Annotated in this window: 23 protein-coding genes; 15 read left to right on the plus strand and 8 right to left on the minus strand. The window is 66.2% G+C overall.

The features are described from left to right. Window positions 1-22: 22 nt before the first annotated feature. Window positions 23-2,236: a serine/threonine protein kinase gene (locus D9X30_RS27650; RefSeq protein WP_228770718.1), complete on the minus strand. Its 2,214-nt coding sequence runs from the start codon at window positions 2,234-2,236 to the stop codon at window positions 23-25. 433 nt (window positions 2,237-2,669) lie between these two features. On the opposite strand from D9X30_RS27650, the gene D9X30_RS27655 reads away from it, so the two are divergent. The 5 genes from D9X30_RS27655 (at window position 2,670) to D9X30_RS27675 (ending at window position 6,666) form a co-directional block, all read left to right on the plus strand. Then, on the plus strand, window positions 2,670-2,945 hold the full coding sequence (locus D9X30_RS27655; RefSeq protein WP_153945504.1) for a hypothetical protein: 276 nt from the start codon (window positions 2,670-2,672) through the stop codon (window positions 2,943-2,945). A 55-nt stretch (window positions 2,946-3,000) separates the two neighbouring features. Beyond that, on the plus strand, window positions 3,001-3,267 hold the full coding sequence (locus D9X30_RS27660) for a hypothetical protein (RefSeq protein WP_153945505.1): 267 nt from the start codon (window positions 3,001-3,003) through the stop codon (window positions 3,265-3,267). Between the two features lie 84 nt (window positions 3,268-3,351). Then, window positions 3,352-3,618 carry a hypothetical protein gene (locus tag D9X30_RS27665; protein ID WP_153945506.1) on the plus strand — a complete coding sequence of 89 codons (267 nt, stop codon included), beginning with the start codon at window positions 3,352-3,354 and terminating at the stop codon, window positions 3,616-3,618. 151 nt (window positions 3,619-3,769) lie between these two features. Continuing rightward, the gene (locus D9X30_RS27670; protein WP_153945507.1) at window positions 3,770-3,985 is read left to right on the plus strand and encodes a hypothetical protein; all 216 of its coding nucleotides are present in this window, start codon (window positions 3,770-3,772) and stop codon (window positions 3,983-3,985) included. A gap of 821 nt (window positions 3,986-4,806) precedes the next feature. Continuing rightward, window positions 4,807-6,666 (plus strand): DEAD/DEAH box helicase, encoded by a 1,860-nt coding sequence (locus tag D9X30_RS27675; RefSeq protein ID WP_153945508.1) that lies wholly within the window; start codon window positions 4,807-4,809, stop codon window positions 6,664-6,666. A gap of 94 nt (window positions 6,667-6,760) precedes the next feature. Here D9X30_RS27675 and D9X30_RS27680 read toward each other — a convergent pair whose 3' ends face one another. Beyond that, window positions 6,761-8,017, minus strand: coding sequence for an SUMF1/EgtB/PvdO family nonheme iron enzyme (locus D9X30_RS27680; protein WP_153945509.1), 1,257 nt, complete (start codon window positions 8,015-8,017; stop codon window positions 6,761-6,763). Between the two features lie 149 nt (window positions 8,018-8,166). Then, window positions 8,167-9,273: an L-histidine N(alpha)-methyltransferase gene (gene egtD / locus D9X30_RS27685; protein WP_153945510.1), complete on the minus strand. Its 1,107-nt coding sequence runs from the start codon at window positions 9,271-9,273 to the stop codon at window positions 8,167-8,169. Window positions 9,274-9,863: 590 nt separating this feature from the next. Between egtD and D9X30_RS27690 the strand changes: the two genes are divergently transcribed. From D9X30_RS27690 to D9X30_RS27700, 3 genes are all read left to right on the plus strand, one after another. Beyond that, window positions 9,864-10,571, plus strand: coding sequence for a TerC family protein (locus D9X30_RS27690; protein ID WP_153945511.1), 708 nt, complete (start codon window positions 9,864-9,866; stop codon window positions 10,569-10,571). Window positions 10,572-10,690: 119 nt separating this feature from the next. Further along, window positions 10,691-11,485: a thymidylate synthase gene (locus D9X30_RS27695; protein WP_153945512.1), complete on the plus strand. Its 795-nt coding sequence runs from the start codon at window positions 10,691-10,693 to the stop codon at window positions 11,483-11,485. Continuing rightward, window positions 11,482-11,982: a dihydrofolate reductase gene (locus tag D9X30_RS27700; RefSeq protein ID WP_153945513.1), complete on the plus strand. Its 501-nt coding sequence runs from the start codon at window positions 11,482-11,484 to the stop codon at window positions 11,980-11,982. The genes D9X30_RS27695 and D9X30_RS27700 overlap by 4 nt, the downstream gene beginning before the upstream one ends. Window positions 11,983-12,045: 63 nt before the next feature. Here the strand turns inward: D9X30_RS27700 and pmbA are convergent, their stop codons facing one another. Further along, window positions 12,046-13,413, minus strand: a complete 1,368-nt coding sequence (gene pmbA, locus D9X30_RS27705) for a metalloprotease PmbA (RefSeq protein ID WP_153945514.1) — start codon at window positions 13,411-13,413, stop codon at window positions 12,046-12,048. Window positions 13,414-13,461: 48 nt separating this feature from the next. On the opposite strand from pmbA, the gene yjgA reads away from it, so the two are divergent. Together yjgA and mog are read left to right on the plus strand one after the other, a co-directional pair. Next, the gene (yjgA, locus tag D9X30_RS27710) at window positions 13,462-14,079 is read left to right on the plus strand and encodes a ribosome biogenesis factor YjgA (RefSeq protein WP_153945515.1); all 618 of its coding nucleotides are present in this window, start codon (window positions 13,462-13,464) and stop codon (window positions 14,077-14,079) included. After that, window positions 14,076-14,723, plus strand: coding sequence for a molybdopterin adenylyltransferase (gene mog / locus D9X30_RS27715; RefSeq protein WP_153945516.1), 648 nt, complete (start codon window positions 14,076-14,078; stop codon window positions 14,721-14,723). Before yjgA ends, mog begins: the two co-directional genes overlap by 4 nt. Before the next feature lie 47 nt (window positions 14,724-14,770). Here mog and D9X30_RS27720 read toward each other — a convergent pair whose 3' ends face one another. Next, a complete protein-coding gene (locus D9X30_RS27720; RefSeq protein ID WP_153945517.1) occupies window positions 14,771-15,652 on the minus strand; it encodes an AEC family transporter in 882 nt (293 codons plus the stop codon). An 85-nt stretch (window positions 15,653-15,737) separates the two neighbouring features. Further along, window positions 15,738-16,370: an oligoribonuclease gene (gene orn / locus D9X30_RS27725; RefSeq protein ID WP_153945518.1), complete on the minus strand. Its 633-nt coding sequence runs from the start codon at window positions 16,368-16,370 to the stop codon at window positions 15,738-15,740. A 162-nt stretch (window positions 16,371-16,532) separates the two neighbouring features. Between orn and D9X30_RS27730 the strand changes: the two genes are divergently transcribed. The 3 genes from D9X30_RS27730 (at window position 16,533) to D9X30_RS27740 (ending at window position 19,127) form a co-directional block, all read left to right on the plus strand. Beyond that, window positions 16,533-17,783: a M48 family metallopeptidase gene (locus D9X30_RS27730; protein WP_153945519.1), complete on the plus strand. Its 1,251-nt coding sequence runs from the start codon at window positions 16,533-16,535 to the stop codon at window positions 17,781-17,783. Next, complete coding sequence (gene rsgA, locus D9X30_RS27735) at window positions 17,780-18,757, plus strand: ribosome small subunit-dependent GTPase A (RefSeq protein ID WP_153945520.1); 978 nt, start codon at window positions 17,780-17,782, stop codon at window positions 18,755-18,757. Before D9X30_RS27730 ends, rsgA begins: the two co-directional genes overlap by 4 nt. A 64-nt stretch (window positions 18,758-18,821) precedes the next feature. Further along, window positions 18,822-19,127 carry a putative signal transducing protein gene (locus D9X30_RS27740; protein ID WP_153945521.1) on the plus strand — a complete coding sequence of 102 codons (306 nt, stop codon included), beginning with the start codon at window positions 18,822-18,824 and terminating at the stop codon, window positions 19,125-19,127. Between the two features lie 45 nt (window positions 19,128-19,172). Here the strand turns inward: D9X30_RS27740 and D9X30_RS27745 are convergent, their stop codons facing one another. Together D9X30_RS27745 and D9X30_RS27750 are read right to left on the minus strand one after the other, a co-directional pair. Beyond that, window positions 19,173-20,150, minus strand: coding sequence for a CobD/CbiB family protein (locus D9X30_RS27745; RefSeq protein WP_092594371.1), 978 nt, complete (start codon window positions 20,148-20,150; stop codon window positions 19,173-19,175). A 193-nt stretch (window positions 20,151-20,343) separates the two neighbouring features. After that, window positions 20,344-21,045 (minus strand): pirin family protein, encoded by a 702-nt coding sequence (locus D9X30_RS27750; RefSeq protein ID WP_153945522.1) that lies wholly within the window; start codon window positions 21,043-21,045, stop codon window positions 20,344-20,346. A gap of 144 nt (window positions 21,046-21,189) precedes the next feature. On the opposite strand from D9X30_RS27750, the gene D9X30_RS27755 reads away from it, so the two are divergent. Continuing rightward, the gene (locus tag D9X30_RS27755; protein WP_066731515.1) at window positions 21,190-22,122 is read left to right on the plus strand and encodes a LysR family transcriptional regulator; all 933 of its coding nucleotides are present in this window, start codon (window positions 21,190-21,192) and stop codon (window positions 22,120-22,122) included. A gap of 12 nt (window positions 22,123-22,134) precedes the next feature. After that, entirely contained in the window at window positions 22,135-23,013 is an 879-nt protein-coding gene (gene gluQRS, locus D9X30_RS27760; RefSeq protein ID WP_153945523.1) for a tRNA glutamyl-Q(34) synthetase GluQRS, read from the plus strand. Window positions 23,014-23,053 lie beyond the last annotated feature (40 nt).

Raw genomic sequence — 23,053 nt, forward strand, 5'->3', positions numbered from 1 at the left:
CCCACGCGGGTTGTGCTGGCGGCTACTTCGCGCGCGTGGCGATCTGCACGATGTCCGCGCTGACCTGCTCGCGTCCGTGCTTGCTGGCCATCTGCGCCAGCGGCTTTTCCAGCGCCTTCAGGTACTCCTGGCGGGTCTCGAACTCGGGGCGCCGTGCGGTGAACAGCGGCGCCGGCGTGGTCAGCAGCACCACGAGCTCGGTGCCGAACGGCTTCGAGATGACCCAGTCGCCGCTGTCGCCCACGGTCGCACTGTAGCTGGCCGGCGCCTGGTTGCCCTGGATGCGCGCGCTGGGCACCAGGTGCGCCACCTTGCCATCGGCCGAGAAATAGTCGACGTAGACATACGAGTCGTGCGGCGGCGTGTTGATGTCCAGCACCAGCGGCGCGCCTTCGGTCAGCTGCGTCCCGCCGCGCGTGCGCAGTACCGCGCCGGCCGGCTCACCGGCCTTCAGGCTGCCTGACCAGTACGGCGCCACCAGCTTCACCACGTCGCATTTGTCGCTGGTCAGCGGCTGGGCATCGAGCTTCAGCGTGCGCACGCCCGCGATCTTGCCCAGCTTGTCGCGCAGGCGGCCCAACGCCGGTTCGCCAACATAGCCGCTCACCTGCAGCGTATTGCCGTCGATCCGCGCCCTCAGCAGCGAACACGGCGTGGCGGCGATCACCTGCGCCACGGCTTCGGGCTTGACTGGCACCGCCTCTGCCGGAGGCGCGGGCGTGGCGGACGGCGCAACGGCCTGGGCCGGCGGTGCGGGCGTGGCGGACGGCGCAACGGCCTGGGCCGGCGGTGCACTTTCCGTCGGCGGCATGTGGCTGCGCCACAGGTACACCAGCACCCCCGTGGCCAGCGCCACGCCGGCGATCACGCTCCCCGCGATCACGGGCAGGCGAAGGCTGGTGGCCTGCGCTTCGCCGCCCAGCCCGGCCAGGAATTGCTTGACCGTGGGCGTGCGGGTCGCGCGGTCCAGCGACAGCGCCTGGCGCAGCACCTTCCACTGCCCGCGCGACAGCGTCTTCGGTGGCTCGGGCTTCAGATTCTTTGCACGCGCCTCCGTGGCCGACACGCGGTTGTACGGGTGCCGACCGGTCAGCAGTTCGTAGCTGACGCAGCCCAGCGCGTAGATATCGTCACGCGGATCGGGCTCGCGGTGCTCGAACATCTCCGGGCTGGCGTAGGCCGGCGTCATGCCGCCCAGCGACCCCGGATCGAAGACGGTCTGGTCGGCGTCGTCGGCAGGCTGCTGGAAGCCCCGCGCGATGCCGAAGTCGATCACCTTGACCTCGCCGCGATCGGTCAGGAACACATTGGCCGGCTTGAAGTCGCAATGCACGAAGCCGCGTTCGTGCGCGTAGGCCAGCGCGCTGCCCATGCCGACGATGATCGGCATCGCCTTCGCATAAGGCAGCCCCTGGAAATCCGGCGAGCGCAGCACACGGTTGAGCGACTTGCCCTGCAGGTATTCCATGGTCAGGAAGACCGTGGGCCCGTCGCGGTCGAAGTCGTACACCGTGACGATATTGCGGTGGGCCAGCTGCTGGGCCTTGCGCGCCTCGCGCTGGAGCGCGATCAGCGATTTCGGATGGCCGCTGAACTGCATGTTCAGCACCTTGATGGCGATATAGGGCTTGCGGTCCGATGCTTCGAGCTTGCGCAGGTCGAGCGCCTTGTACACCGTGCCCATGCCGCCCACGCCCAGGCACTCTTCGAGCACGAAGCGGCCGTTCAGCGTATCGCCCACACCCTTTGTCGGACCGGACGGGATGAAGCCGCCGGTAAAGTGCCCGCTGTGTCCACCGGTGGTGGCGCCCGCCGTGTTGCCACCCGTATGGCTGCCGGTGTTGCCCGTGCCCGTGTTGCCGGTGTATCCGCCGCCAGTCATGCCGCTGCCGGTGGTGCCGGTGAACCCCGGCGCCGGCATCGGCCGATCCCCTGGCTCGGGCTCGATGCGCGTTTCCTCGCCGGGCAGCTCGGTGCGCCCATCGCTGCGCGCATCGTGCCGCGCCGGGCCAACGGGGTCGAACTGCGTGGCCACGTGGGAGTCGATGCGATGCATGACTTCGGCGTAGACGGCCGGCGGCAACGGAAAGCGTGTGTGCTCCTCGGAAAGCACGCGGGCAAACTGGGTGGAGTCGGTCTGATCGTCCTTCAGGGCCGTATCCACCGATGCGAGGAATTCGTCGCGGCTCAGGCTCCCGCTCTGAAAATTCCGTATGAGTTCGGTCAGGCTGGACATCCGGTGCATCCCGACATTGGTTGCCGACTGGTGGCGCTGACAAGTGGCGCTTTGGAGGCGGCACTGGAGGCGGCACTGGAGGCGGAACCGTTGCGTCACGGCACATTGCCTTCGATGGATACTAGTGCGCACTCCGGCCATCCGCAATGCCGCCCTGTGGTCCGGCACGCCCCGGACGTTGCCGTTCGCCCGACACCCGACACCTTTCTGTTGGCGCCGCCCCATCACTCCGCGGGGGCAACGCATCCCCGCCATGCCGGCGCGCATCGTGCGGCTTCCGCGCAAACCCTTGCCCCACAACGCTCCGCAGACTTTTTCCGTGGCCATGGCACGCGCTGGCACGCTTGCTGCGATATCTGGTCCGAGCGCGACACCAACCCGATGCTCATCACCCAGACCCAACGCAGCACCTTCCTTATCCAGGAGAACCATCATGACCACGCTGACCATCAAGGACCTGTCCTCGACCGAAACCCTCGACGCCAAGGCGCTGAATGCCGTACGCGGCGGTATCGCCATCCTGCCGATCACCACCGTCTACAGCCCGTTCAAGCTGTCGGTCGACAAGGTGTTCAACGTCACCCAGTCGAACCAGCAAATGCAATCGGTGGAGAACTACTTCGGCAATGGCTCGGCCTTCCAGGACCACATGACGAACAACGTCACCACGACCCAGTCCGCACAGAACAACGTGTACCACCCGGTCTGAGCACCCCTTCGCATCCACGCACCGCACCCGCACACTCGCCCATTAGGAGACTGCCATGAGCACCCTGACCATCCTCGACCTGTCCAGCACCACCACCCTCGAAGCCAACCGCATGCAGTCGGTACGCGGCGGCCTGGGCCTGATCGCCCCGTGGACCAGCGTCTACGCCCCGGTGAAGCTGTCGTTCGACTCGCACGTCAAGATCGACCAGCAGAACCAGCAGATGCAGCAGGTGGGCAACTACTTCGGCAACGGTTCGGCCTTCCAGGACCATCTGCGCAACAACGCGACGACAAACCAGTACGCACAGAACAACGCCTGAGTCCGCCGCCAGCGGCGGGCGCCGGCATCGAGCCAGCCGCCCGCCGCAGACCTGACCCGCTGAATTCGCATCCAGGAGTCCACCATGTCATCGATCATCGTCCGCGACCTTGCCGTCAGCAAGGACCTCGACCAACAATCGCTGTGCGCCATCCGCGGCGGCACGGACTGGTTCGGCAAGATTGCCGCCGCCGGCCCGCTGGTCAACGTCAACATCAACCAGAGCGTGCAGCAGTTCCAGCAGGTGAACGTCGCCGCCTTCAACAACAACAAGATCGTCGGCGTCGACCTGGGCCACCTCGCGCTCAACGTCAAGCCGACGCAATGGGGCGGCAACCTGGCGGTGGCTTGAACGCCGCGCGTCCAGGAGCGGTCCTGTCGCGTGCCAGGCGCATGCGCCGGGACCGCTCGCCTATACTGAATCGGGCCCGCGCCTGCCCCGGCGCTGCCCGACCGGCGCCATTCCGGCCGGCCGCGGCAAGGCCCGCATGCTGGAGATCGCCATGGCAGTCATCGTCATCAAGGATTTGTCGGAAAACATGGACCTCGATCGCGAGGCCATGACCGCCATCATCGGCGGCGCGCGGCTGGCCGGCAGCTACCGCTGGCAGGCGCACCGACGCCCCGCGCTTACGCGGCTGGTCCAGTATCCGGAGGGGTTCCCCGGCACACCGCAGGTTGCCGGGCAGGCACGGGAAACCGCGCCCGCGCGCAAGTAGGCCGGCACACGAGGCGCACTGGTCGCATCACAAGAAAAAGCCCGCCAAGCAATTGGCGGGCTTTGGTTGCGGACGGGCCCGGACTTCCTGGGTCTGCGTCACCGGCTGCTTCCGGTCATTCCTGTGCCAAGCATGTTTCCCATGGATTCCGCCCATGAAGCGGACGCCCATCCGGACCACCCGGACAGTCGGAGGAAACCTGGCGGTGGCATCAATGACCGCAATGCCGGAGCCGAGCGGCAAGCGAACCTTGCCAAAGGCAATGTCAGCGGGACTGTTTATCGTCCGCCCCGTACGGGCATCGATGCCCGCGTCTGGAGTATAGGCACCGGGCCCCGACATGCAAGCGATGCCCCGGCCGCTTTCATTTACGTTTGCTTACGACGTTCCCGATATTTCCCGCTTGCGCGGCGCAACAAAAAATTCAGCGTTCTGCTATACTTCGCGCCGTGAGTTTCGCACTGTGAGTCCCGCACCGCGCCGTCCGGCAATCCGCCGTGGCGTATCCGCTACCTCCCAAGATCTGCTCCCTGCCTCTGTCATCACACGAAGTATCAGACAGGTGCCTGGCCAGAACGCACCGCTCACCTGACGCTGCCTCGTCTCCGATCCTGATAACAGCCCGAATTGCTGTTTGCCTGCCAGGGATAATCGGCCGGTTTGCTTGAATCGCCTGCCGCCCCCTGCCTGCCGCCGTCTTGCCAGCTGAGTCTGTCGAACGGCCTACCGATTGGCGCCGAAGCCTTTTTAAGACTTTGCACTTGCGCCCACCCCTTTGCGCACAATGCCCTGGGGTGCCATGCATATTTAATACGTACGACATGACCCAGCACGAAGACTTCCGTGCGGAGCAACCTTTTGCTTCCGCCGCCGACACCACTGCCACGCCCGCCGCTGCCGTGAGCCCGCTCGACAAGCTCGACGCCATGCTCAATGCCGATGCAGCCCCGGCCGCGCAAGCGTCGGACGCACCGGAAAGCGGTTTCGCAAAGCTTGGCCTGGACCCCGCCATCCTGCGCGCCCTGGCCGAAGCCAACTACAACAACCCCACCCCGGTCCAGGCCCAGGCCATTCCCGCCTTCCTGGCTGGCCGCGACCTGCTGGTCTCGAGCCAGACCGGTTCAGGCAAGACCGCCGCGTTCATGCTGCCGGCGATCCAGCGCATCAGCGAAAAGCCCGCGCCGAATCGTCCGACCGAACCGGCCAAGCGCATGAAGGGCAAGCGCCCCCGTCCGGCCGCCGCCCAGCCGTCGCTGCTGGTGCTGACGCCGACGCGTGAACTGGCCCTGCAGGTGACCGAGGCCGCCGCCAAGTACGGCCGCCATCTGCGCCGCATCGTGTGCGCCAGCATCCTGGGCGGCATGCCCTATCCGAAGCAGCTGGCCATGCTGTCGCGCATGCCGGACATCCTGGTGGCAACGCCGGGCCGTCTGCTGGACCACATCGAAGCCGGCCGCATCGACCTGTCCGCGCTGGACATGCTGGTGTTCGACGAAGCCGACCGCATGCTCGACATGGGCTTTGCCGACGACATCGACGCCATCGTGGCCGCCACGCCGGCATCGCGCCAGACGCTGATGTTCTCGGCCACGCTGGACGCCCGTATCGGCCAGCTGGCCTCGCGCCAGCTGCGCGACCCGCAACGCATCGAGATCGCCGCCGCGCGCGCCGACCACAGCAACATCGAGCAACGCCTGCACTTCACCGACGACATGTCGCACAAGGAGCGCCTGCTCGACCACCTGCTGCGCGATTCGTCGCTGAAGCAGGCCATCGTGTTCACCGCCACCAAGCGTGACGCCGATTCGCTGGCCGAGCGCCTGTCGGACACCGGCTTCGCGGCCGGCGCCCTGCACGGCGACATGACGCAAGGTGCGCGCAACCGCACGCTGACGGCCCTGCGCCGCGGCAACCTGCGCGTGCTGGTGGCTACCGACGTGGCCGCACGCGGCATCGACGTGCCCGATATCACCCACGTGGTGAACTTCGACCTGCCCAAGCAGGCGGAAGACTACGTCCACCGTATCGGCCGTACGGGCCGTGCCGGCCGCTCGGGCATCGCCATCAACCTGGTGAACCATGGCGACATGTTCCAGTGGCGCCGTATCGAGCGTTTCACGAACCACCGCATCGACGCATCGGTGATCGAAGGCCTGGAGCCGCGCCGTTCGCCGAAGCCGCGTTCGAACTTCGGCGGCAAGCCGGGCGGCCGTGACGGCTTCCGCGGCAACAGCGGCGGTGGCTATCGCAGCGGCAATGGCGCCGGCAACGGCGGCGGCTACCGTAACAACAACGGCGGCAACCGCGAAGGCGGCGAACGCAGCTTTGGCGAGCGCCGCTTCAGCAACGACGGCAACCGTGGTTTCGGCGACCGTGGTAACGGCGGCGGCTTCGGCGACCGTGGCAATGGCGGTGGCTTCGGCGACCGCGGCGGCTTCGGCGACCGCGGCAACGGCGGCTACCGTGGCCAGGGCCAAGGTCAGCAACGCAGCTTCGGCGACCGCAGCTTCGGCGGCGAGCAGCGTTTGTACGGCAACCGCGACGGCCAGCAACGCGACGGCAACCGTGGCTTTGGTGGCGAGCGCAGCTTCGGCGACCGCAGCTTTGGCGACCGTGGCGGCGATCGCGGCGGCTTTGGCGGCCAACGCAACGGCAACAGCCGTTCGCGCTACGAGCGTTGATCGCTGATCGCTGATCCCCCGCCGGCCAGCCGGCCGGTGGCGGAACGCAAAAAAAGGCACCCTCGGGTGCCTTTTCTTATTGCCGCGCGTCAGTTCACATCGCGCACGTCCGGAAGCCGACGAAGGACAGGTCGTCCTCGGGCAGCAGGGCCGTGCGGGCCCGCACATGACGCAGGCGCGACGGGCTGGCGAACGACACCCCGCGCACGGCCTGGTGCGTGCCGAAGCGGCCGATGATCTCGCCATCGGTCGGCTCGGCGGCAAAACCCAGGTACGGCTCGTACGGGGTAGCCGTCCATTCCCGCAGCGTGCCCCATTGCAGCCCGCGATTCTGCACGGCCGCCAGCTCCCATTCCACTTCCTGCGGCAGGCGGCGCCCGGCCCAGACGCACCATGCCTGGGCCTCGAACAGCGTGACGTGCCGCACCGGCTCGTCGGGATTGAGGGTGCGCTCCGTACCGAAGCGCGACGCCACCCAGCTGCGGCTGACTGCATGGCGCGACCAGTAGCGCGGCGCCGAACGCTCCTGCGTCATCAGCCATTGCCGGCCGGCGGCCGACCAGTACGACGGATGCTCGTAGCCGCGATCTTCCACGAATTCCAGGAACTGGGCGTTGGTTACCAGCGCGGCGTCCATCTCGAACGCGGGGACGTAGACCTTCTGCGCCGGCAATTCGTCGGGCCAGGCAAAGCCGTCGGCTTCCGGCCAGCCCTGCGTGAAATTGCCACCGGGAAAATGCAGCGTGCCCGCAGACTGCACGGCCGCCGCCGGCGAGATCGATGCCGGCTCGACCGGCGCCACCTCCAGAGCCTGCAGCAGCGTGGCCACTGTTTCGCCCTGCACGTCCTCGTAGTACAGCGCCCGGCGGAACGGATACAGCGTGGCATCGCCGTCGTCAGGCAGCAGCGCGATGCGCCGCAGCAGACCGTCGAGCACCTGCGTGGCGTATTGCTTCACCACCGCCACGTCGGGCAGCGCGATCTCCCAGCGTTCGTCCGGACCAATCCGCTCGGGATCGAACCATTCGTCGGCACCATCGAGCAGCGACGGCTCGCTGGCCACCGGCAGGCGGATACCGCCCTGCTCCAGATGCCGCACACCGCGCAGGCACCACCATTCGGCGTGCCAGGCGATATTGCCCAGCGTCCACAGCGGCGGATTGGTGTCGTACTGACGCTGCACGGTCCAACCCTTGCGGGTCACGCCGAAGGCACCCAGCCAGGCCAGCGTGCGGCTGCGCGACTCCACCAATGCCTGTGCCAACCCCTCGCGCGGCAGCCGGCGCGCGTCGGGCCAGGCCGCCGTGCCGCCGGTGAAGTGGAGATCGGGAAGCATGGAAAAGCCGCTCATCGAGGTATCCGTGACAAAGGGTGGGAATCGGTGCCGGCCGGGCCGGCTGCGCGCATTATGACACCGCGCGCCAACGCGTTCCGCCCCCCCGCCCTTTCACCCTGCTGGCGGCGCGGCTTACCGCCAGCCTGCCCAGATCGTGCCGATCGTCAGCCGCGCGCGTGAAATACGGCGAACCAGCCGCGCGGATCGGTCCAGCTGACCGGGTCGGTAAAACCGGCCGCTTCGAGCAGGATCGCGAAGTCATCCGGCCGATACTTGTGCGAGTCCTCGGTATGGATGCGGTCGCCGGCCGCGAACCGCCGTTCGCCGTTTGGCCAGCGCACGGTCACATCGCGCTCGGCCTGCAGGTGCATCTGGATGCGCGATGCCTGCGTATCGAACGTGGCCGCGTGACGCCAGTCGGCCAGCGCGAAGTCGCTGCCCACGATGCGATTCACGTTGCGCAGCACGTTGCGGTTGAACGCGGCGGTCACGCCCAGGGCATCGTCATAGGCTGCCACCAGCGTGTCGGCGTCCTTGTACAGGTCCACGCCGATCAGCACGCCGTCTCCCGGGCCCGCCGCAGCCCGCAGCCGCTGCAGCAGCGCCAGGGCGTCGATCGGCGCGAAGTTGCCGATGCTGGAACCCGGATAGAAGAACAGCCGGCGGCCGCGCTTGACGCTGGAGGGCAGGTCGAGCGGCCCGCACAGGTCGGCCCCCAGCCCCAGCATCGGGATCTGGGGGTTCTGCTGCTGCAGCGCGGCCAGCGTGCCGCGCAGGAATTCCACCGAGATATCGAGCGCCACGTACTGGGCCGGCTGCAGGCTCGGGAACAGGCGCGCCGCTTTCTGGCAGTTGCCAGCGCCCAGGTCGATCAGCACGCAGCCGCTGCCCGCCCGTGCCGCGATGGCGGGCGCGGCCGTGGCGAAGATGGACGCCTCGGTGCGCGTGGGGTAGTACTCGGGCAGGTCGGTGATGGCCTCGAACAGCCGGGAACCCAGCACGTCGTAGAAGAACTTCGGGCTGATGCGCGCCTGCCTGCGGCGCAGCCCTTCCTCGATCTCGGCGCGTAGCGCGCCGTTGTCCTCGCGGTATTGCTGCACGAATTCCGGCTGCGGGACCGCCCCGGGCCGGACATGGCCGTTGCCGACCACGATGCGCGGCTCCGGAGCAATGTCCGGCGTGGCGTGGCCGTTCTGGTGATGGGAGTTGTTGCGGGAGTTGTTGCGGGTCGAATGGGTGTCGGGCGTCTGAAGCGTAGTGGGGGCCGGCATGACGTTTCCTTGTTGTCGATGGGCACTACGGTGAATCCCTCTCAAAGCGTCGGCGCCGGCATCCGATGCTTGCCAGCGGTGGTCAGGGGTGCGCGCCTGTCAGGTCTGGTGCACACCTGCCGAACCGGTCCAGATAGGATAGGTGCATATGCTTATGCGTGCGTGGCACGTTGCATCACTTTACAAACTGAATCGCACGGCATGCATGTCTGAAACTTGATACATGCAAACCCCACCCCGGCAGTGCAACATTTTTTTCGTAGTTCCCTTATAATCGCCTCCAACGTGATTGCCGGAGCTTTCCGGCGGCCACGATCCCTTCCAAAGAGGGAAGTAAAAGGGGAGTAGCTTGGGGGCATCCGATGCCCTTAGCACAATCGTCATTCCGAGACGCATCGCTCGTCTCCGGTTGTGCTGACCCTGGTGCGCATTCCGCGCCAGTCAGTCGAGCAAGACCTTTGCACACCTGGTTTTTACGGTTTGCAAAGGCGCCCCTGATCACTTCCGGCGCTCGCTGTAAATCCCAGGTGCAACAAAAATCCCTTGCTGGCTTGATGGCCTGCAGCTTTTTTCGTACCTGAGGAGCGTACATGGAGTGGTTTACCGATCTGTTCACGATGCAGTTCCTGACAGCCCTGCTGTCGATCGTCGTCATTGACCTGGTCCTGGCTGGCGACAACGCCATCGTGATTGCCCTCGCGGCGCGCAACCTGCCGCCGCACCTGCAGAAGAAAGCCATTGTCTGGGGCACCATCGGTGCCGTGGTGGTCCGGTCGGCCATGACGATTGGCGTGGTCTGGCTGCTCAAGATCCCTGGCCTGCTGCTGGTTGGCGGCCTGGCGCTGGTCTGGATCGCCTACAAGCTGCTGGCCGCCGAGAACGACGGCGACGAGCACGGCGCTGGCGCGGCCACGCTGATGGGCGCCATGAAGACCATCATCATCGCCGACGCGGTGATGGGCGTGGACAACGTGCTGGCCGTGGCCGGCGCCGCCCACGGCAGCTTCCTGCTGGTGGTGCTGGGCCTGCTGATCAGTATCCCGATCGTGGTCTGGGGTTCGAGCCTGGTGCTCAAGCTGATGTCGCGCTATCCGTCGATCATCTACATCGGTGCCGGCGTGCTGGCCTTCACCGCCGTCAAGATGATCCTGGGCGAGCCGATCACCAAGGCCTTCTTCGAGGCACAGCCCGCCATCAAGTGGGCTCTGTACCTGGTGATCATCGGTGGCGTGCTGGGTGCGGGCTACCTGACCCAGAAGCGTCGCGACAGCAACCAGAAGCCGGTGGAAAGCCACTGACCTGGCTGACCGGAATTGCCGGGAAACGCAAACGGCCGCCTTCGGGCGGCTTTTTGCTTTCAGGCTAAAATCCCCGCTTTACGGCCCACGAGCCGACATCACATTTCTACCCCGCGCCGATGAAACAGTACCTCGACTTCATGCGCCATGTTTTCGAGCATGGCACCGAAAAGTCCGATCGCACCGGCACCGGCACGCGCTCGGTGTTCGGCTACCAGATGCGCTTCGACCTGAACGAAGGCTTTCCGGTCGTCACCACCAAGAAGCTGCACCTGAAGTCGATCATCCACGAACTGCTGTGGTTCCTGCAGGGATCGACCAACATCCAGTACCTGAAAGACAACGGCGTCACGATCTGGGACGAATGGGCCGACGCCAACGGCGAGCTGGGCCCGGTCTACGGCTACCAGTGGCGCGCCTGGCCAACGCCGGACGGCCGCCATATCGACCAGATCAGCGAGGTGGTGCAGCAGATCCGAAACAACCCCGATTCGCGCCGTCTGATCGTGTCGGCCTGGAACGTCGGCGAGATCCCGCAAATGAAGCTGCCGCCCTGCCACGCGTTCTTCCAGTTCTACGTGGCCGACGGCAAGCTGAGCTGCCAGTTGTACCAGCGCAGTGCGGACATCTTCCTGGGCGTGCCGTTCAATATCGCCAGCTACGCGTTGCTGACGCACATGATCGCGCAGCAGTGCGACCTTGGCGTGGGCGACTTCGTCTGGACGGGCGGCGACTGCCACATCTACAGCAACCACTTCGAACAGGTGCAGACGCAGTTGTCGCGCGCGCCAATGAAGCTGCCGACGCTGAAGATCAAGCGCCGTCCCGACAGCATCTTCGGCTACCAGTACGACGACTTCGAACTGGTGGGCTACGAATCGCACCCCGCGATCAAGGCGCCGGTGGCCGTATGACGCTGCTGACCCTGATCGTCGCGCGGGCGCGCAATGGCGTGATCGGCCGCGACAACACGCTGCCGTGGCGCCTGCCCGAGGACCTGCAGCATTTCAAGCGCACCACGCTGGGCGCGCCGATCATCATGGGCCGCAAGACCTGGGATTCGATCGGCCGGCCGCTGCCGGGCCGCCGCAATATCGTGGTGAGCCGCAACCCGGACCTGCAACTGGAAGGCGCCGAGGTGGTGGGCTCGCTGGAAGACGCCCAGCGCCTGTGCGTGGGCGTGGAACAGGTGTTCCTGATCGGTGGCGCGCAGCTGTACGCGGAGGCCCTGCCCAGTGCGGATCGCCTGATCGTCACCGAGATCGATGCCGACGTGGAAGGCGACGCCCACTTCCCGGCCATCGACCGGTCGAAGTGGGTGGAGGTCGCGCGCGAAACCCACCATTCGGCGGCCAACGCGTTCGACTATGCGTTCGTCACCTACGAACGACCGCCGTCGGGCGAGGAATGACCCCACCGCCCGACCATGAAAAACGGCGCCCTCGGGCGCCGTTTTTCATGGCCGAATGCCGAATCAGTTGCCGGCAATCGTCATTTGCTCGATCAGGATCGACCCGGTTTCCTTGGTGCCGCGCACCAGCGCGTCGGCGCCGATCCCAACGATCTGCTTGAACATCTCGACCATGTTGCCGGCGATCGTGATTTCCTCCACCGGGTACTGGATCACCCCGTTTTCCACCCAGTAGCCCGACGCGCCGCGCGAGTAGTCGCCCGTCACGTAGTTCACGCCCTGCCCCATCAGTTCGGTCACCAGCAGGCCGGTGCCCATCTTCTTCAGCATGCCGGCGAAGTCGTCGCCCGGTTGCGTGTTCGAGCTGGTCAGCGTCAGGTTGTGCGAGCCGCCCGCGTTGCCGGTGGTCTGCATGCCGAGCTTGCGCGCGGAATAGGTCGAGAGGAAATAGCCCTGTACAACGCCGTCACGCACCACCTGGCGGGCCTGCGTGCGCACCCCTTCCTCGTCGAACGGGGCGCTGCCCATGGCGCCCGGCACGTGCGGCTGCTCATTGATCTGGATATCGGGCGAGAACACGGCCTTGCCCAGCGAGTCGTATAGGAACGTCGACTTGCGGTACAGCGCGCCGCCCGACACCGCCTGCACGAAGGCGCCCAGCAGGCCGGCCGCCAGCGGCGCCTCGAACAGCACCGGGCACTTGCGCGTGGACAGCTTGCGGGCATTCAGACGGGCCAGCGCGCGCTCGGCGGCATAGCGGCCAATGGCCTCGGGCTCGGCCAGCGCCAGCGGCGACCGCTTGGACGAATACCAGTCGTCGCGCTGCATGCCGCCGCCCGACCCGGCGATCGGTGCCGCCGAGATGAAATGGCGCGAATACGGGTAGCCGCCCACGAAGCCGCGCGACGTGGCCAGCACGAACTGCGAATGCTGGGCCGACACGCTGGCGCCATCGCTGTTCTTGATCTTCGGCGACACCGCGAACGACGCCGCCTCGGCACGGCGCGCGATGTCGATGGCACCCTCGGCATCGATGTCCCACGGGTGGAACAGGTCCAGATCCTGCGGGTTGCGTTCGAGCAGCCCTTCCTCGGCCAGGCCTGCGCAATCGTCCTCGGCCGTGAAGCGGGCGATGTTGTACGCCGCCTCGGCCGTCGCGCGCAGCGCCCCCGGCGAGAAATCCGACGTGCTGGCATTGCCGCGGCGCTGGCCGATCATGACCGTCACGCCCACCACCTTGTCGCGGTTCTGCTCGATGGTTTCCACCTGCCCCTTGCGCACCGTCACCGACAGGCCACCGCCTTCGGAGATCTCCGTCGCGGCATCCGTCGCGCCAAGTTCGCGTGCCACGCGCAGCACATCGGCCGCCATGGCCTTGAGCTGATCCTGGGTATAGGTGAAATGCGCGGTCTTTTCGGCAGTCTGGCTCATATGGGCGGGCGTGATCAAAAGTCCAAACGGGAATCATAGCAAGATAAAATGCCGGCCATGACGCGAAATACCCGTAACAACTCCAACGGCCGTTTCCCGGGCGCCTTTGCTCCGGAAGACGACGACGACCTGCCCAAGAGCAAGTCGCAGCGCAAGCGCGACATGACCGAGCTGCAGGACCTGGGCGCCGAACTCGAGGCGCTGGCCAAAGACCGCCTGGCGCGGGTGCCGATGCCAGAGTCGCTGGCGGACGCCATCCATGCTGCGCGCAAGATCACCAGCCACGAAGGCAAGCGCCGCCAGATGCAGTTTGTCGGCAAGGTCATGCGCAGCCTGGACGACGACGAAGTGGCCGCCATCCGCGCCGCGCTGGAAGGCTTCAAGGGCACCAGCAAGGCCGAGACCGCCAAGATGCACCTGATGGAACGCTGGCGCGAACTGTTGCTGGCCGACGACGCCAACCTGACCAGATTCCTGGGCGAACACCCGGGCGTGGACGTGCAGTCGGTCCGCAACATCATCCGCAACGCGCGCAAGGAAAAGGAACTGGGCAAGCCGCCGAAGTACTACCGCGAGCTGTTCCAGGCCATCAAGGCCGCACTGGAGGGTGGCGATGATGGCGATGAAAGTGCCGCAACAGACACCCAAAAGGAACCCGACGCATGAATCCGCCGCTGACCGCCCCCGTTCCCCGTCACCACCCCGACGAGCTGGTGGTCGGCTTCGTTTCCATTTCGGACCGGGCGTCGTCCGGCACGTACCAGGACGAGGGCATCCCGGCCCTGCGCGACTGGTTCGGCAAGGCGCTGACCTCGCCGTGGCAGGCCGTGGAACGGCTGATTCCCGATGAGGCACCGCTGATTTCGCGCACGCTGATCGAACTGGTGGACGTGGCCGGATGCGATCTGGTGCTGACCACCGGCGGCACTGGTCCGGCCCGGCGCGATGTGACGCCCGAGGCCACGCTGGCCGTGGGTACCAAGGAAATGCCGGGATTTGGCGAGCAGATGCGACAAGTGAGTCTGCACTTCGTGCCGACGGCCATCCTGTCGCGCCAGGTGGCGGTGATCCGCGAAACGCCGAGCCGGGCGGCGCTGATCGTGAACCTGCCCGGCCAGCCCAAGGCCATTCGCGAGACGCTGGAAGGCCTGCGCGACGTGGAAGGCCGCGTGATCGTGCAAGGCGTGTTCGCGGCGATGCCCTATTGCATCGACCTGATCGGTGGCCCGTATGTGGAAACCAACGAAGCCATCGTGAAGGCGTTCCGGCCGAAGAGCGCGCTGCGCGCGAAGCCGAACCCGACGGTCTGACCGGCCGATGCCGATGACGCCCTGCCCCACCCGGCGCAGGGCGTTTTCTATTTCAGCCCCAGATACAGCCCGATCGGCACGAACACCACGGCGGCGATATTGCCGAGCAGCACGATGGACGCCACCTGGTCCGGTTCCTGCCGGAAGTGGTCGGCCACCAGGAAATTCAGCACTGCCGGCGGCAGCGACGCGAAGACGAACAGCAGCCCGCGCTGCAGATCGGTCATCGGCACCCACCATGCCAGCAGCAGCGCCACGGCGATACCGGCCAGCGGGCAGACCACGGCGCCCAGCACGCCCATGCCCCAGTTGCGCAGGCTCACATCCTTCATCCGCACACCCAGTGCGAACAGCATCAGCGGCACCGTGGCATCCCCGAGCAGCTTGATCGATTCGTAGACCGGCCCGGGCAGCGCAAATACCGGCTTGGCAAGCGATAGCGCCACGCCGGCCACGGTGGCCAGCACCATCGGATTGCGCGCGATCTGCGCCATCGACGCATGCCGGTTCACGATTTTCATGCCGATCGTGAAATGCATCAGGTTCGATGCCGCGAACAGCGCCACGGCCGGCGCCAGGCCCACCTGCCCGAAGGCGAAGACCGACAGCGGCAGCCCCATGTTGCCGCAGTTGTTGAACATCATCGGGGGCACGAACGTGCGCGGATTGGCGCCGCTCATACGGGCCACCACCCAGGCCAGGACGCCCGACCCGATGACCACGGCCACGGCGCAGGCCAGCAGCACCAGGTGATCGGCCAGCACGAAATCCTTGCTGATGAATGCCGATACCACCAGCAACGGCGCGATCACTTCGAGCATCGCCTTGTTGATGCCCGCCATGTCCGGATGGGCACGCCGCCCATATATCCAACCGATCAGGATGATCAGGATGACCGGCGTGATGATCGAGACGATGCGCGTGAACATGGCAGGGGCGAGGCTGGACGGACTCTGGCGGCGTGGCCGGTCCGTCGTGGAGCCCGCCCGCCGGGTTCTTGTTCTTGAGAGGGTGTTACGCGGCGGGGCCGGCGGGAGCGGCAGATGTTGCCGGTGCCGGCAACGTGGCGGCCGCTTCGGCCGGCGTCTTGATGAAGTGCTGGCGGTAGTAGCGCAGTTCTTCCACCGATTCCAGGATGTCGGCCAGCGCCGTGTGCAGCTGACGCTTCTGAAAACCCTTGTGGATGGCGGGCTCCCAGCGTTTGCACAGTTCCTTGAGCGTCGAGACGTCGAGATTGCGATAGTGGAAGAACGCTTCAAGCTTGGGCATGTAGCGCGCCATGAAGCGGCGGTCCTGGCAGATCGAATTGCCGCACATCGGCGACTTGCTGGCCGGCACCCAGCGTTTCAGGAAGGCCAGCAGCTCGGCCTCGGCCTGGGCTTCGGTCAGCGTCGATGCCTTGACCTTGTCGATCAGGCCCGAGCGGCCATGCGTGCCCTTGTTCCAGTTGTCCATGCCATCGAGCACGGCATCCGACTGGTGAATCACCAGCACCGGCCCTTCGGCCAGGATGTTCAGTTCGGAATCGGTCACCACCACCGCCACCTCGATGATGCGGTCGGTATCCGGCTGCAAGCCGGTCATTTCCATGTCCAGCCAGACAAGGTTGTTTTCACTTTTGACGGAGGATGCGGCGGGGCTTGTCATCTGGCGGTACGGCTCGATATGGGCTTGGAAAAGGAATTGCCCCGGATCGGCGGGTGGCCGGGGGCGAACAATTTATAATTCTCGCATATCTGCCCCGGATGGCATGCCGCGCACTTCGGCTTTCCCGTTGCTGCGCCGCGCCATCGTCTACAAGGCTTGCCGATGTTCACGCTGATCTTTCTTGCCGCCCTGGTCATCATGGTGCTGACCAAACTCTGGCTCGCCTCGCGCCAGATCCGCCATGTGGCGCGCCATCGCGGCGCCGTGCCCGCGCGGTTTGCCGACACCATCGCCCTGTCCGCCCACCAGAAGGCGGCGGACTACACGATTGCCCGCACCCGACTGTCGATGCTCGAAGTGCTGACCGGCGCCGCCGTGCTGATCGGCTTCACGATGCTGGGCGGCCTGCACGCGCTGAACCAGTTCTGGCTCCATACCTTCCCGGACAACGCCTACTTCTACGGCGTGGCGCTGATCGCCAGCGTGGCCGTCATCGGCGGGCTGTTCGACCTGCCTTTCTCGCTATACGGCCAATTCGTGATCGAGCAGCGATTCGGCTTCAACAAGATGACATTCGGACTGTGGCTGGCCGATCTGGCCAAGATGGCCGCAGTGGCCACCGTGCTGGGCCTGCCGCTGCTGCTGGCCGTGCTGTGGCTGATGGATCGCGCCGGCCCCTACTGGTGGCTTTACACCTGGCTGCTCTGGGTGGGCTTCAGCCTGTTGCTGCAGGTTATCGTGCCCACGTATATCGCCCCGCTGTTCAACAAGTTCGAACCACTGGCCGACGAAGGCCTGCGCGAGCGCATCGAGGCGCTGCTGCGCAAGTGCGGATTCGCCAGCAAGGGCCTGTTCGTGATGGACGGCAGCCGGCGCAGCGCGCATGGCAACGCCTATTTCACCGGCTTCGGCGCGGCCAAGCGCATCGTATTCTTCGACACGCTGCTGGAGCGCCTGGACGGCGAGGAGGTGGAGGCGGTGCTGGCCCACGAGCTGGGCCACTTCAAGCGCCGCCACGTGGCCAAGATGATCGCGGTCACGTTTGCGCTGTCGCTGGTATTCCTGGCGATCCTGGGCTGGCTGGCCACCCGCGAGTGGTTCTTCACGGGCCTGGGTGTGCTGCCGAACTTCGGCACCAGCAACAATGCGCTGGCGCTGGTGCTGTTCTTCCTGGCGCTGCCGGTGTTCACGTTCATCCTCGGGCCGCTGGCCAGCCAGTCGTCGCGCCGGCATGAATTCGAGGCCGACGAGTTCGCCGCGCACCAGACCAATGCCGGGCACCTGGTGTCCGCACTGGTGAAGCTGTACAAGGACAACGCGTCAACGCTGACGCCGGACCCGATCTATAGCGCGTTCTACTACTCGCATCCGCCCGCGGCCCAGCGGATCGACCGCCTGCTGTCGCACGCATGACCCGCAGCGCACGCCATCACAACGCCGGCAAGGGCTCCGGCAAGGGCAATGGGGCCGATACGGAATCCGCACTGATCGTCGCCGCGCATGGCCGCCACTACGTGGTGGAACGCACCGATGGTTCCCACCTGCATGCCTTCCCGCGCGGCAAGAAAAGCGACGCGGCGGTGGGCGACCACGTGCGCATCGAACTGGCCGCGGTGGACCAGGGAGTGATCACCGGCATCGATCCGCGCAAGAACCTGCTGTACCGGTCAGACCAGTTCAAGTCGAAGCTGCTGGCGGCCAATATCGACCAGGTCATCATCGTGCTGGCCACCGAGCCGAGCTTCTCGGAGGATTTGCTGGGCCGCGCGCTGGTGTCGGCCGAGGCGCTGGAGATCCGCCCGCTGGTGATCCTGAACAAGACCGACCTGACCGGGCGGCTCGACGACGCGCGCCGCCGCCTGAAGCTGTACCAGGATCTGGGCTACGACACGCTGGAGCTGTCCGTCCACGGCCGCCCCGACGAGGCCCTGGCCGCGCTGCAGCCGCGCACGGCGGGGGTGTCCAGCATCCTGATCGGGCAGTCGGGCATGGGCAAGTCGTCGCTGCTGAACCTGCTGATTCCAGGCGTGGAAGCCCAGACGCGCGAAATTTCGTCGAAGCTCGACTCCGGCAAGCACACCACCACGTTCACGCGGCTCTATCACCTGCCGGCCGAATGGGCCGTGGTCGATGGCCAGCCCGGCTATCTGATCGATTCCCCAGGCTTCCAGGAATTCGGCCTGCACCACCTGAGCGAAGGCATGCTGGAGCGCGCCTTCCCGGAATTCCGGCCGCGGCTGACCGAGTGCCGGTTCTACAACTGCCACCACATCAACGAGCCGGGCTGCGGCGTGCTGGGCGCCATCGATAACGGCACGATCTCGCCGCGCCGCCACCAGCTCTATACGCAGCTGCTGCACGAATCGCGTCAGCAGAAGCCGTGGTAAGCCCCGGCTGGCAATTGGCGTCGGCCGTGGTAAGGTAAAAGCACCTGCCTGCCACGGCTTCATCATGAAACTGCTGCTGAGGACGCCTTCGCTGGTCCATGCCGCGCATTGCCAGAACGTGCTGGATGCAGCCGGCATCCGCGCGGAAGTCCGCAACACCTGGCTTGCCGGCGCGGCGGGCGATATCCCGCTCAATGAAAGCGCCCCGCAGGTCTGGATTCTTGACGACGCGGCCGAAGCCGATGCCTGGGCCGCGCTCAATGCGGCGGCCAATCCCGCGCCGGGGCCGCGCTGGCAATGCCACCGCTGCGGCGAATGGCACGAGGCGCAATTCGCCGCATGCTGGCACTGCGGCGCGCACCGGGAATAAAAAAAAGCGCCACGACCGTGGCGCTTATTCCTAGTCCTTCGGGGGTCAGCCCACCCAGAGGGCCAGCGAGATCATCGCCAGCAGCAACATCCAGAGGATCACGGCACGCCAGACCAGGCCCACCGCCGACTGCAGCGTACGGACGCCGGGGTCCGCGCCAAACTCGGGCGGCACCGGCTCGGCTTCGCTCATGCCCGGCGCGTAGTCCACGCCAGCCAGGCTCGTGCGCAGCATGACGCTCGAATCCTCTTCGGCCAGCGGCTGGCCCAGCCGCACGCCGAGCGCCCCGCCGCCACTGGCCAGCAGGATGCCGTTGACCGCATCGTTCCACTTGCGCGCGTGGTTGCGCCACGCGTAGACCGCGTCCTCGAAATTGCCGACGATGGCAAACCCGATTGCCGTCAGCCGCGACGGCACCCAGTCCAGCACGTAGAACGCGCGCGCGGCGAAACGCCCCAGGGCCGGGCTGCGTTCGTTCGATGGCGTGTTCCACTGGCGATTCAGGAATTCGGCCGTGCGATACAGCACCACGCCGCCGGGGCCGATCGGCACCAGGAACCAGAAGAACACCCCGAACACATGGCGATGCACGGCCACGATGGCCGCTTCCAGCGTGTGGCGGACAATCTCGCTGACGGGCATTTCCACCGTGTCGAGCCCGGTCCATTCATGCAGCAGCGTGCGGGCGGTATGCAGGTCGTCCCGGTTCAGCGCCTCGTGAATGTCGGTGAAGTAATGGCTGAACTGGCGGAAGCCCAGCGTCAGGTAGAGCAGCAGGACATTCCAGACCAGGGTCAGGGCCACGCTGATCGACGCCAGCAGGTAGTGGACAAACACCACGGCCAGCGTGAGCGGCAGCACAACGGTGAGCCACGCCAGCGCGGCGTCGCGCGGGCGACCGGTGTCGAAGGCGTGCTCGGCGCGGTCACCCAGCACACGCACGATGTCGTAGATGGGATTGTTCCGGCCGAGCGCCCGGAATTGTTCGGCAATCAGCGCCAGGAGAATGGATACGAAGGTCATCGCGTGACGATTAATCGGCGCACGGCGTGTGCCGCGGCGGTCGCATGCCGGATAGGCCAGACGATAGCATAGCGGCAAGTGTTCCAAGTACCTGTAAGCACTGGTTACGGGTAAACAACTGACGCCCGCGCAACGGGCGGCCGCAACGCAAACGCCCGCCAGGGCGGCGGGCGTTTGCAGTTCCCCTCACCGGTTACGCCGGCAGGTCGAACACCAGCACTTCGGCGTCGGCGCCCTTTTCCAGGCTCACGGCATCCTCGCCGGCAAGCTTGGCGGCGTCGCCCGTTTCCAGCGGCTGGCCATTGACCGTCACCCGGCCGCGCGCCACATGCACATAGGCCTGGCGCCCGGGCTGCAGCGCCAGCGTGGCAGCCTCGTCACCGTCGATCAGGCCGGCAAACAGGCGCACGTCCTGATGGATCACCACTGAGCCGTCGGCCCCGTCCGGACTGCCGACCAGGCGCAGGCGACCCCGCTTTTCGGTGGCGTCGAAGGTCTTTTCCTCGTAGCCCGGCTCGATGCCCTGCTGGTTCGGCATGATCCAGATCTGCAGGAAGTGCGTCGTGGCGTCTGCCGCATGGTTGTACTCGGAGTGGCGTACGCCGGTGCCCGCGCTCATGCGCTGCACGTCGCCCGGACGGATGACACTGCCGTTGCCCATGCTGTCCTTGTGGGCAAGTTCCCCTTCCAGCACATAGCTGATGATTTCCATGTCGCGATGGCCATGGGTGCCAAACCCCATGCCGGGCGCCACACGGTCCTCGTTGATCACACGGAGCGGGCCAAACTGGATATGGCGCGGGTCGTAATAGTCGGCAAACGAGAACGTATGGTACGACTTGAGCCAGCCATGGTCTGCATAACCGCGATCTTCAGACTTACGGATTTCAATCATTTTGATGGCCCTCCTTGTGGCCTGGAATCGAACCCTTCAGCTCCTGGCTGCGGGCCCGGCGGCGTTTCGATGCTAGGCAGTTTAGGGGAGCGGGAGTATATTGGCGGGCACCGCGTTAGAAGCACTTGTTCAGAAATTCTGAATATGCCCCTGTCACTCGAATCCCTTGAAGTCCTTGACGCCATCGAGCGCAAAGGCAGTTTTGCGGCCGCCGCCCACGAAATGGGCAAGGTGCCCTCCGCGCTGACTTATGTGGTGCGCAAGCTCGAGGAAGACCTCGACGTACTGCTGTTCGATCGCCGACGGCACCGTGCCGAACTGACGCCGGCGGGTCGCGCGCTGCTGGACGAAGGCCGCCACCTGCTGCATGCGGCCGACGACCTGGCACGGCGCGTCAAGCGCCTGGCCACCGGCTGGGAGGCCAGCCTGAATATCGCCGTGGACGATCTGGTCAATTTCCGGGCCCTGCTGCCCGTCATCCAGGACTTCTACGCCGAGAACACGGCCACCCGACTGCGCTTTGCCAAGGAAGTGCTGGGCGGCACCTGGGATGCGCTGGTCAGCAACCGGGCCGACCTGATCATCGGCGGCGCGTACGAGATTCCGAGCACCCAGGGCTTCCAGGTGCGGCCGCTGGGCACGATTCCGTTTGTCTTCGCCGTGGCCGCGCATCATCCACTGGCCACCGAGGAAGGCCCGCTCACGACGATCCAGATTGCCAAGCACCGCATCGTGGCCGTGGGCGATACGTCGCGCAACCTGCCCGCGCGCACCCATGGCGTGCTGGCCGGCCAGGACGTGCTGGTGGTGCCCACCATGCGCGACAAGCTCGAAGCGCAGATCCGCGGCCTGGGCTGCGGCTGGCTGCCCGCGCCGATGGCACAGCCCCATATCGAAAGCGGCGTGCTGCAGGTGCGCGAAACCGTGGAAGTGCGCGCGCCCGGCAACTTCAAGGTGGCATGGCGCACCAATACCCGCGGCAAGGCGCTGCAATGGTGGTCCAGCAAGCTCGACGATCCCCGCCTGGCGCAGGCGTTGATGCAGCAGGCGCCGCAGCAACCGGAGTCGTTCGAGTAAGTCCGCCGCACCATGCCGCAACGTTACCGGGGGCGCTTCGCCCCCTCCCCCACCGGCCCGCTGCATCTCGGTTCGCTGGTGACCGCGCTGGCCAGCTGGCTCGACGCGCGCGCCCATGGCGGCGACTGGCTCGTGCGGATCGAGGACATCGACTACCCGCGCTGCGTAAAGGATGCCGACACTGGCATCCTGCGCACACTCGACGCGCTGGGTCTGCGGCCCGACGAGCCGCCGGTCTGGCAAAGCCGCCGCGAGTCGCGCTATGCCGACGCACTGCGGCAACTGGACGCCGCCGGCAGCCTGTATCCATGCGGCTGCTCGCGCAAGGAAATCGCCGATTCGCTCATCCACGTGCGCGAGCGGCACCAGACGCTCGGTTATCCGGGCACCTGCCGCAATGGCCTGCATGGCAAGCTGCCGCGCGCATGGCGCGTGCGCGTGCCAGACGGCCCTGCGGCCACGATCTGCTTTGACGATCGCTGGCAGCGGCGCCAGTGCCAGAATCTGGAAACCGAGCTTGGCGATTTCGTGCTGCGCCGGGCCGACGGGCTCTGGGCGTATCAGCTGGCCGTCGTGGTCGACGATGCCGAACAGGGCATTACCCACATCGTGCGCGGCGCCGACCTGCTCGACTCCACGCCGCGCCAGATCCATCTGCAGCACCTGCTGGGCCTGCCCACGCCGTCGTACCTGCACGTGCCCGTGGTGGTCAACGCGATGGGCGAAAAACTGAGCAAGCAAAGCGGCGCGCAGGCGCTGGACACGGCCGCGCCGCTGGATGCGCTGCGGCAAGCCGGCGCGCACCTGGGCATCGTGAACGGAGAAGCATCGGTCACGGCCTGGCTGGCGGCGGCCTCGGAGCAGTGGGCGGAACAGTGGCTGGATCGGTGAGGCAGCGAGCCGCCCATCGAACCCGACCCGATCGTCGTCG

Source organism: Cupriavidus sp. U2 (assembly GCF_009663685.2).
Lineage (GTDB): Bacteria > Pseudomonadota > Gammaproteobacteria > Burkholderiales > Burkholderiaceae > Cupriavidus > Cupriavidus necator_C.

Excerpts from the sequence above, each read along its gene's own strand:
- D9X30_RS27650 (WP_228770718.1), bottom strand. The coding sequence starts at position 2,236 with ATGTCCAGCCTGACCGAACTCATACGGAATTTTCAGAGCGGGAGCCTG.
- D9X30_RS27655 (WP_153945504.1), top strand. The coding sequence starts at position 2,670 with ATGACCACGCTGACCATCAAGGACCTGTCCTCGACCGAAACCCTCGAC.
- D9X30_RS27660 (WP_153945505.1), top strand. The coding sequence starts at position 3,001 with ATGAGCACCCTGACCATCCTCGACCTGTCCAGCACCACCACCCTCGAA.
- D9X30_RS27665 (WP_153945506.1), top strand. The coding sequence starts at position 3,352 with ATGTCATCGATCATCGTCCGCGACCTTGCCGTCAGCAAGGACCTCGAC.
- D9X30_RS27670 (WP_153945507.1), top strand. The coding sequence starts at position 3,770 with ATGGCAGTCATCGTCATCAAGGATTTGTCGGAAAACATGGACCTCGAT.
- D9X30_RS27675 (WP_153945508.1), top strand. The coding sequence starts at position 4,807 with ATGACCCAGCACGAAGACTTCCGTGCGGAGCAACCTTTTGCTTCCGCC.
- D9X30_RS27680 (WP_153945509.1), bottom strand. The coding sequence starts at position 8,017 with ATGAGCGGCTTTTCCATGCTTCCCGATCTCCACTTCACCGGCGGCACG.
- egtD (WP_153945510.1), bottom strand. The coding sequence starts at position 9,273 with ATGCCGGCCCCCACTACGCTTCAGACGCCCGACACCCATTCGACCCGC.
- D9X30_RS27690 (WP_153945511.1), top strand. The coding sequence starts at position 9,864 with ATGGAGTGGTTTACCGATCTGTTCACGATGCAGTTCCTGACAGCCCTG.
- D9X30_RS27695 (WP_153945512.1), top strand. The coding sequence starts at position 10,691 with ATGAAACAGTACCTCGACTTCATGCGCCATGTTTTCGAGCATGGCACC.
- D9X30_RS27700 (WP_153945513.1), top strand. The coding sequence starts at position 11,482 with ATGACGCTGCTGACCCTGATCGTCGCGCGGGCGCGCAATGGCGTGATC.
- pmbA (WP_153945514.1), bottom strand. The coding sequence starts at position 13,413 with ATGAGCCAGACTGCCGAAAAGACCGCGCATTTCACCTATACCCAGGAT.
- yjgA (WP_153945515.1), top strand. The coding sequence starts at position 13,462 with ATGCCGGCCATGACGCGAAATACCCGTAACAACTCCAACGGCCGTTTC.
- mog (WP_153945516.1), top strand. The coding sequence starts at position 14,076 with ATGAATCCGCCGCTGACCGCCCCCGTTCCCCGTCACCACCCCGACGAG.
- D9X30_RS27720 (WP_153945517.1), bottom strand. The coding sequence starts at position 15,652 with ATGTTCACGCGCATCGTCTCGATCATCACGCCGGTCATCCTGATCATC.
- orn (WP_153945518.1), bottom strand. The coding sequence starts at position 16,370 with ATGACAAGCCCCGCCGCATCCTCCGTCAAAAGTGAAAACAACCTTGTC.
- D9X30_RS27730 (WP_153945519.1), top strand. The coding sequence starts at position 16,533 with ATGTTCACGCTGATCTTTCTTGCCGCCCTGGTCATCATGGTGCTGACC.
- rsgA (WP_153945520.1), top strand. The coding sequence starts at position 17,780 with ATGACCCGCAGCGCACGCCATCACAACGCCGGCAAGGGCTCCGGCAAG.
- D9X30_RS27740 (WP_153945521.1), top strand. The coding sequence starts at position 18,822 with ATGAAACTGCTGCTGAGGACGCCTTCGCTGGTCCATGCCGCGCATTGC.
- D9X30_RS27745 (WP_092594371.1), bottom strand. The coding sequence starts at position 20,150 with ATGACCTTCGTATCCATTCTCCTGGCGCTGATTGCCGAACAATTCCGG.
- D9X30_RS27750 (WP_153945522.1), bottom strand. The coding sequence starts at position 21,045 with ATGATTGAAATCCGTAAGTCTGAAGATCGCGGTTATGCAGACCATGGC.
- D9X30_RS27755 (WP_066731515.1), top strand. The coding sequence starts at position 21,190 with ATGCCCCTGTCACTCGAATCCCTTGAAGTCCTTGACGCCATCGAGCGC.
- gluQRS (WP_153945523.1), top strand. The coding sequence starts at position 22,135 with ATGCCGCAACGTTACCGGGGGCGCTTCGCCCCCTCCCCCACCGGCCCG.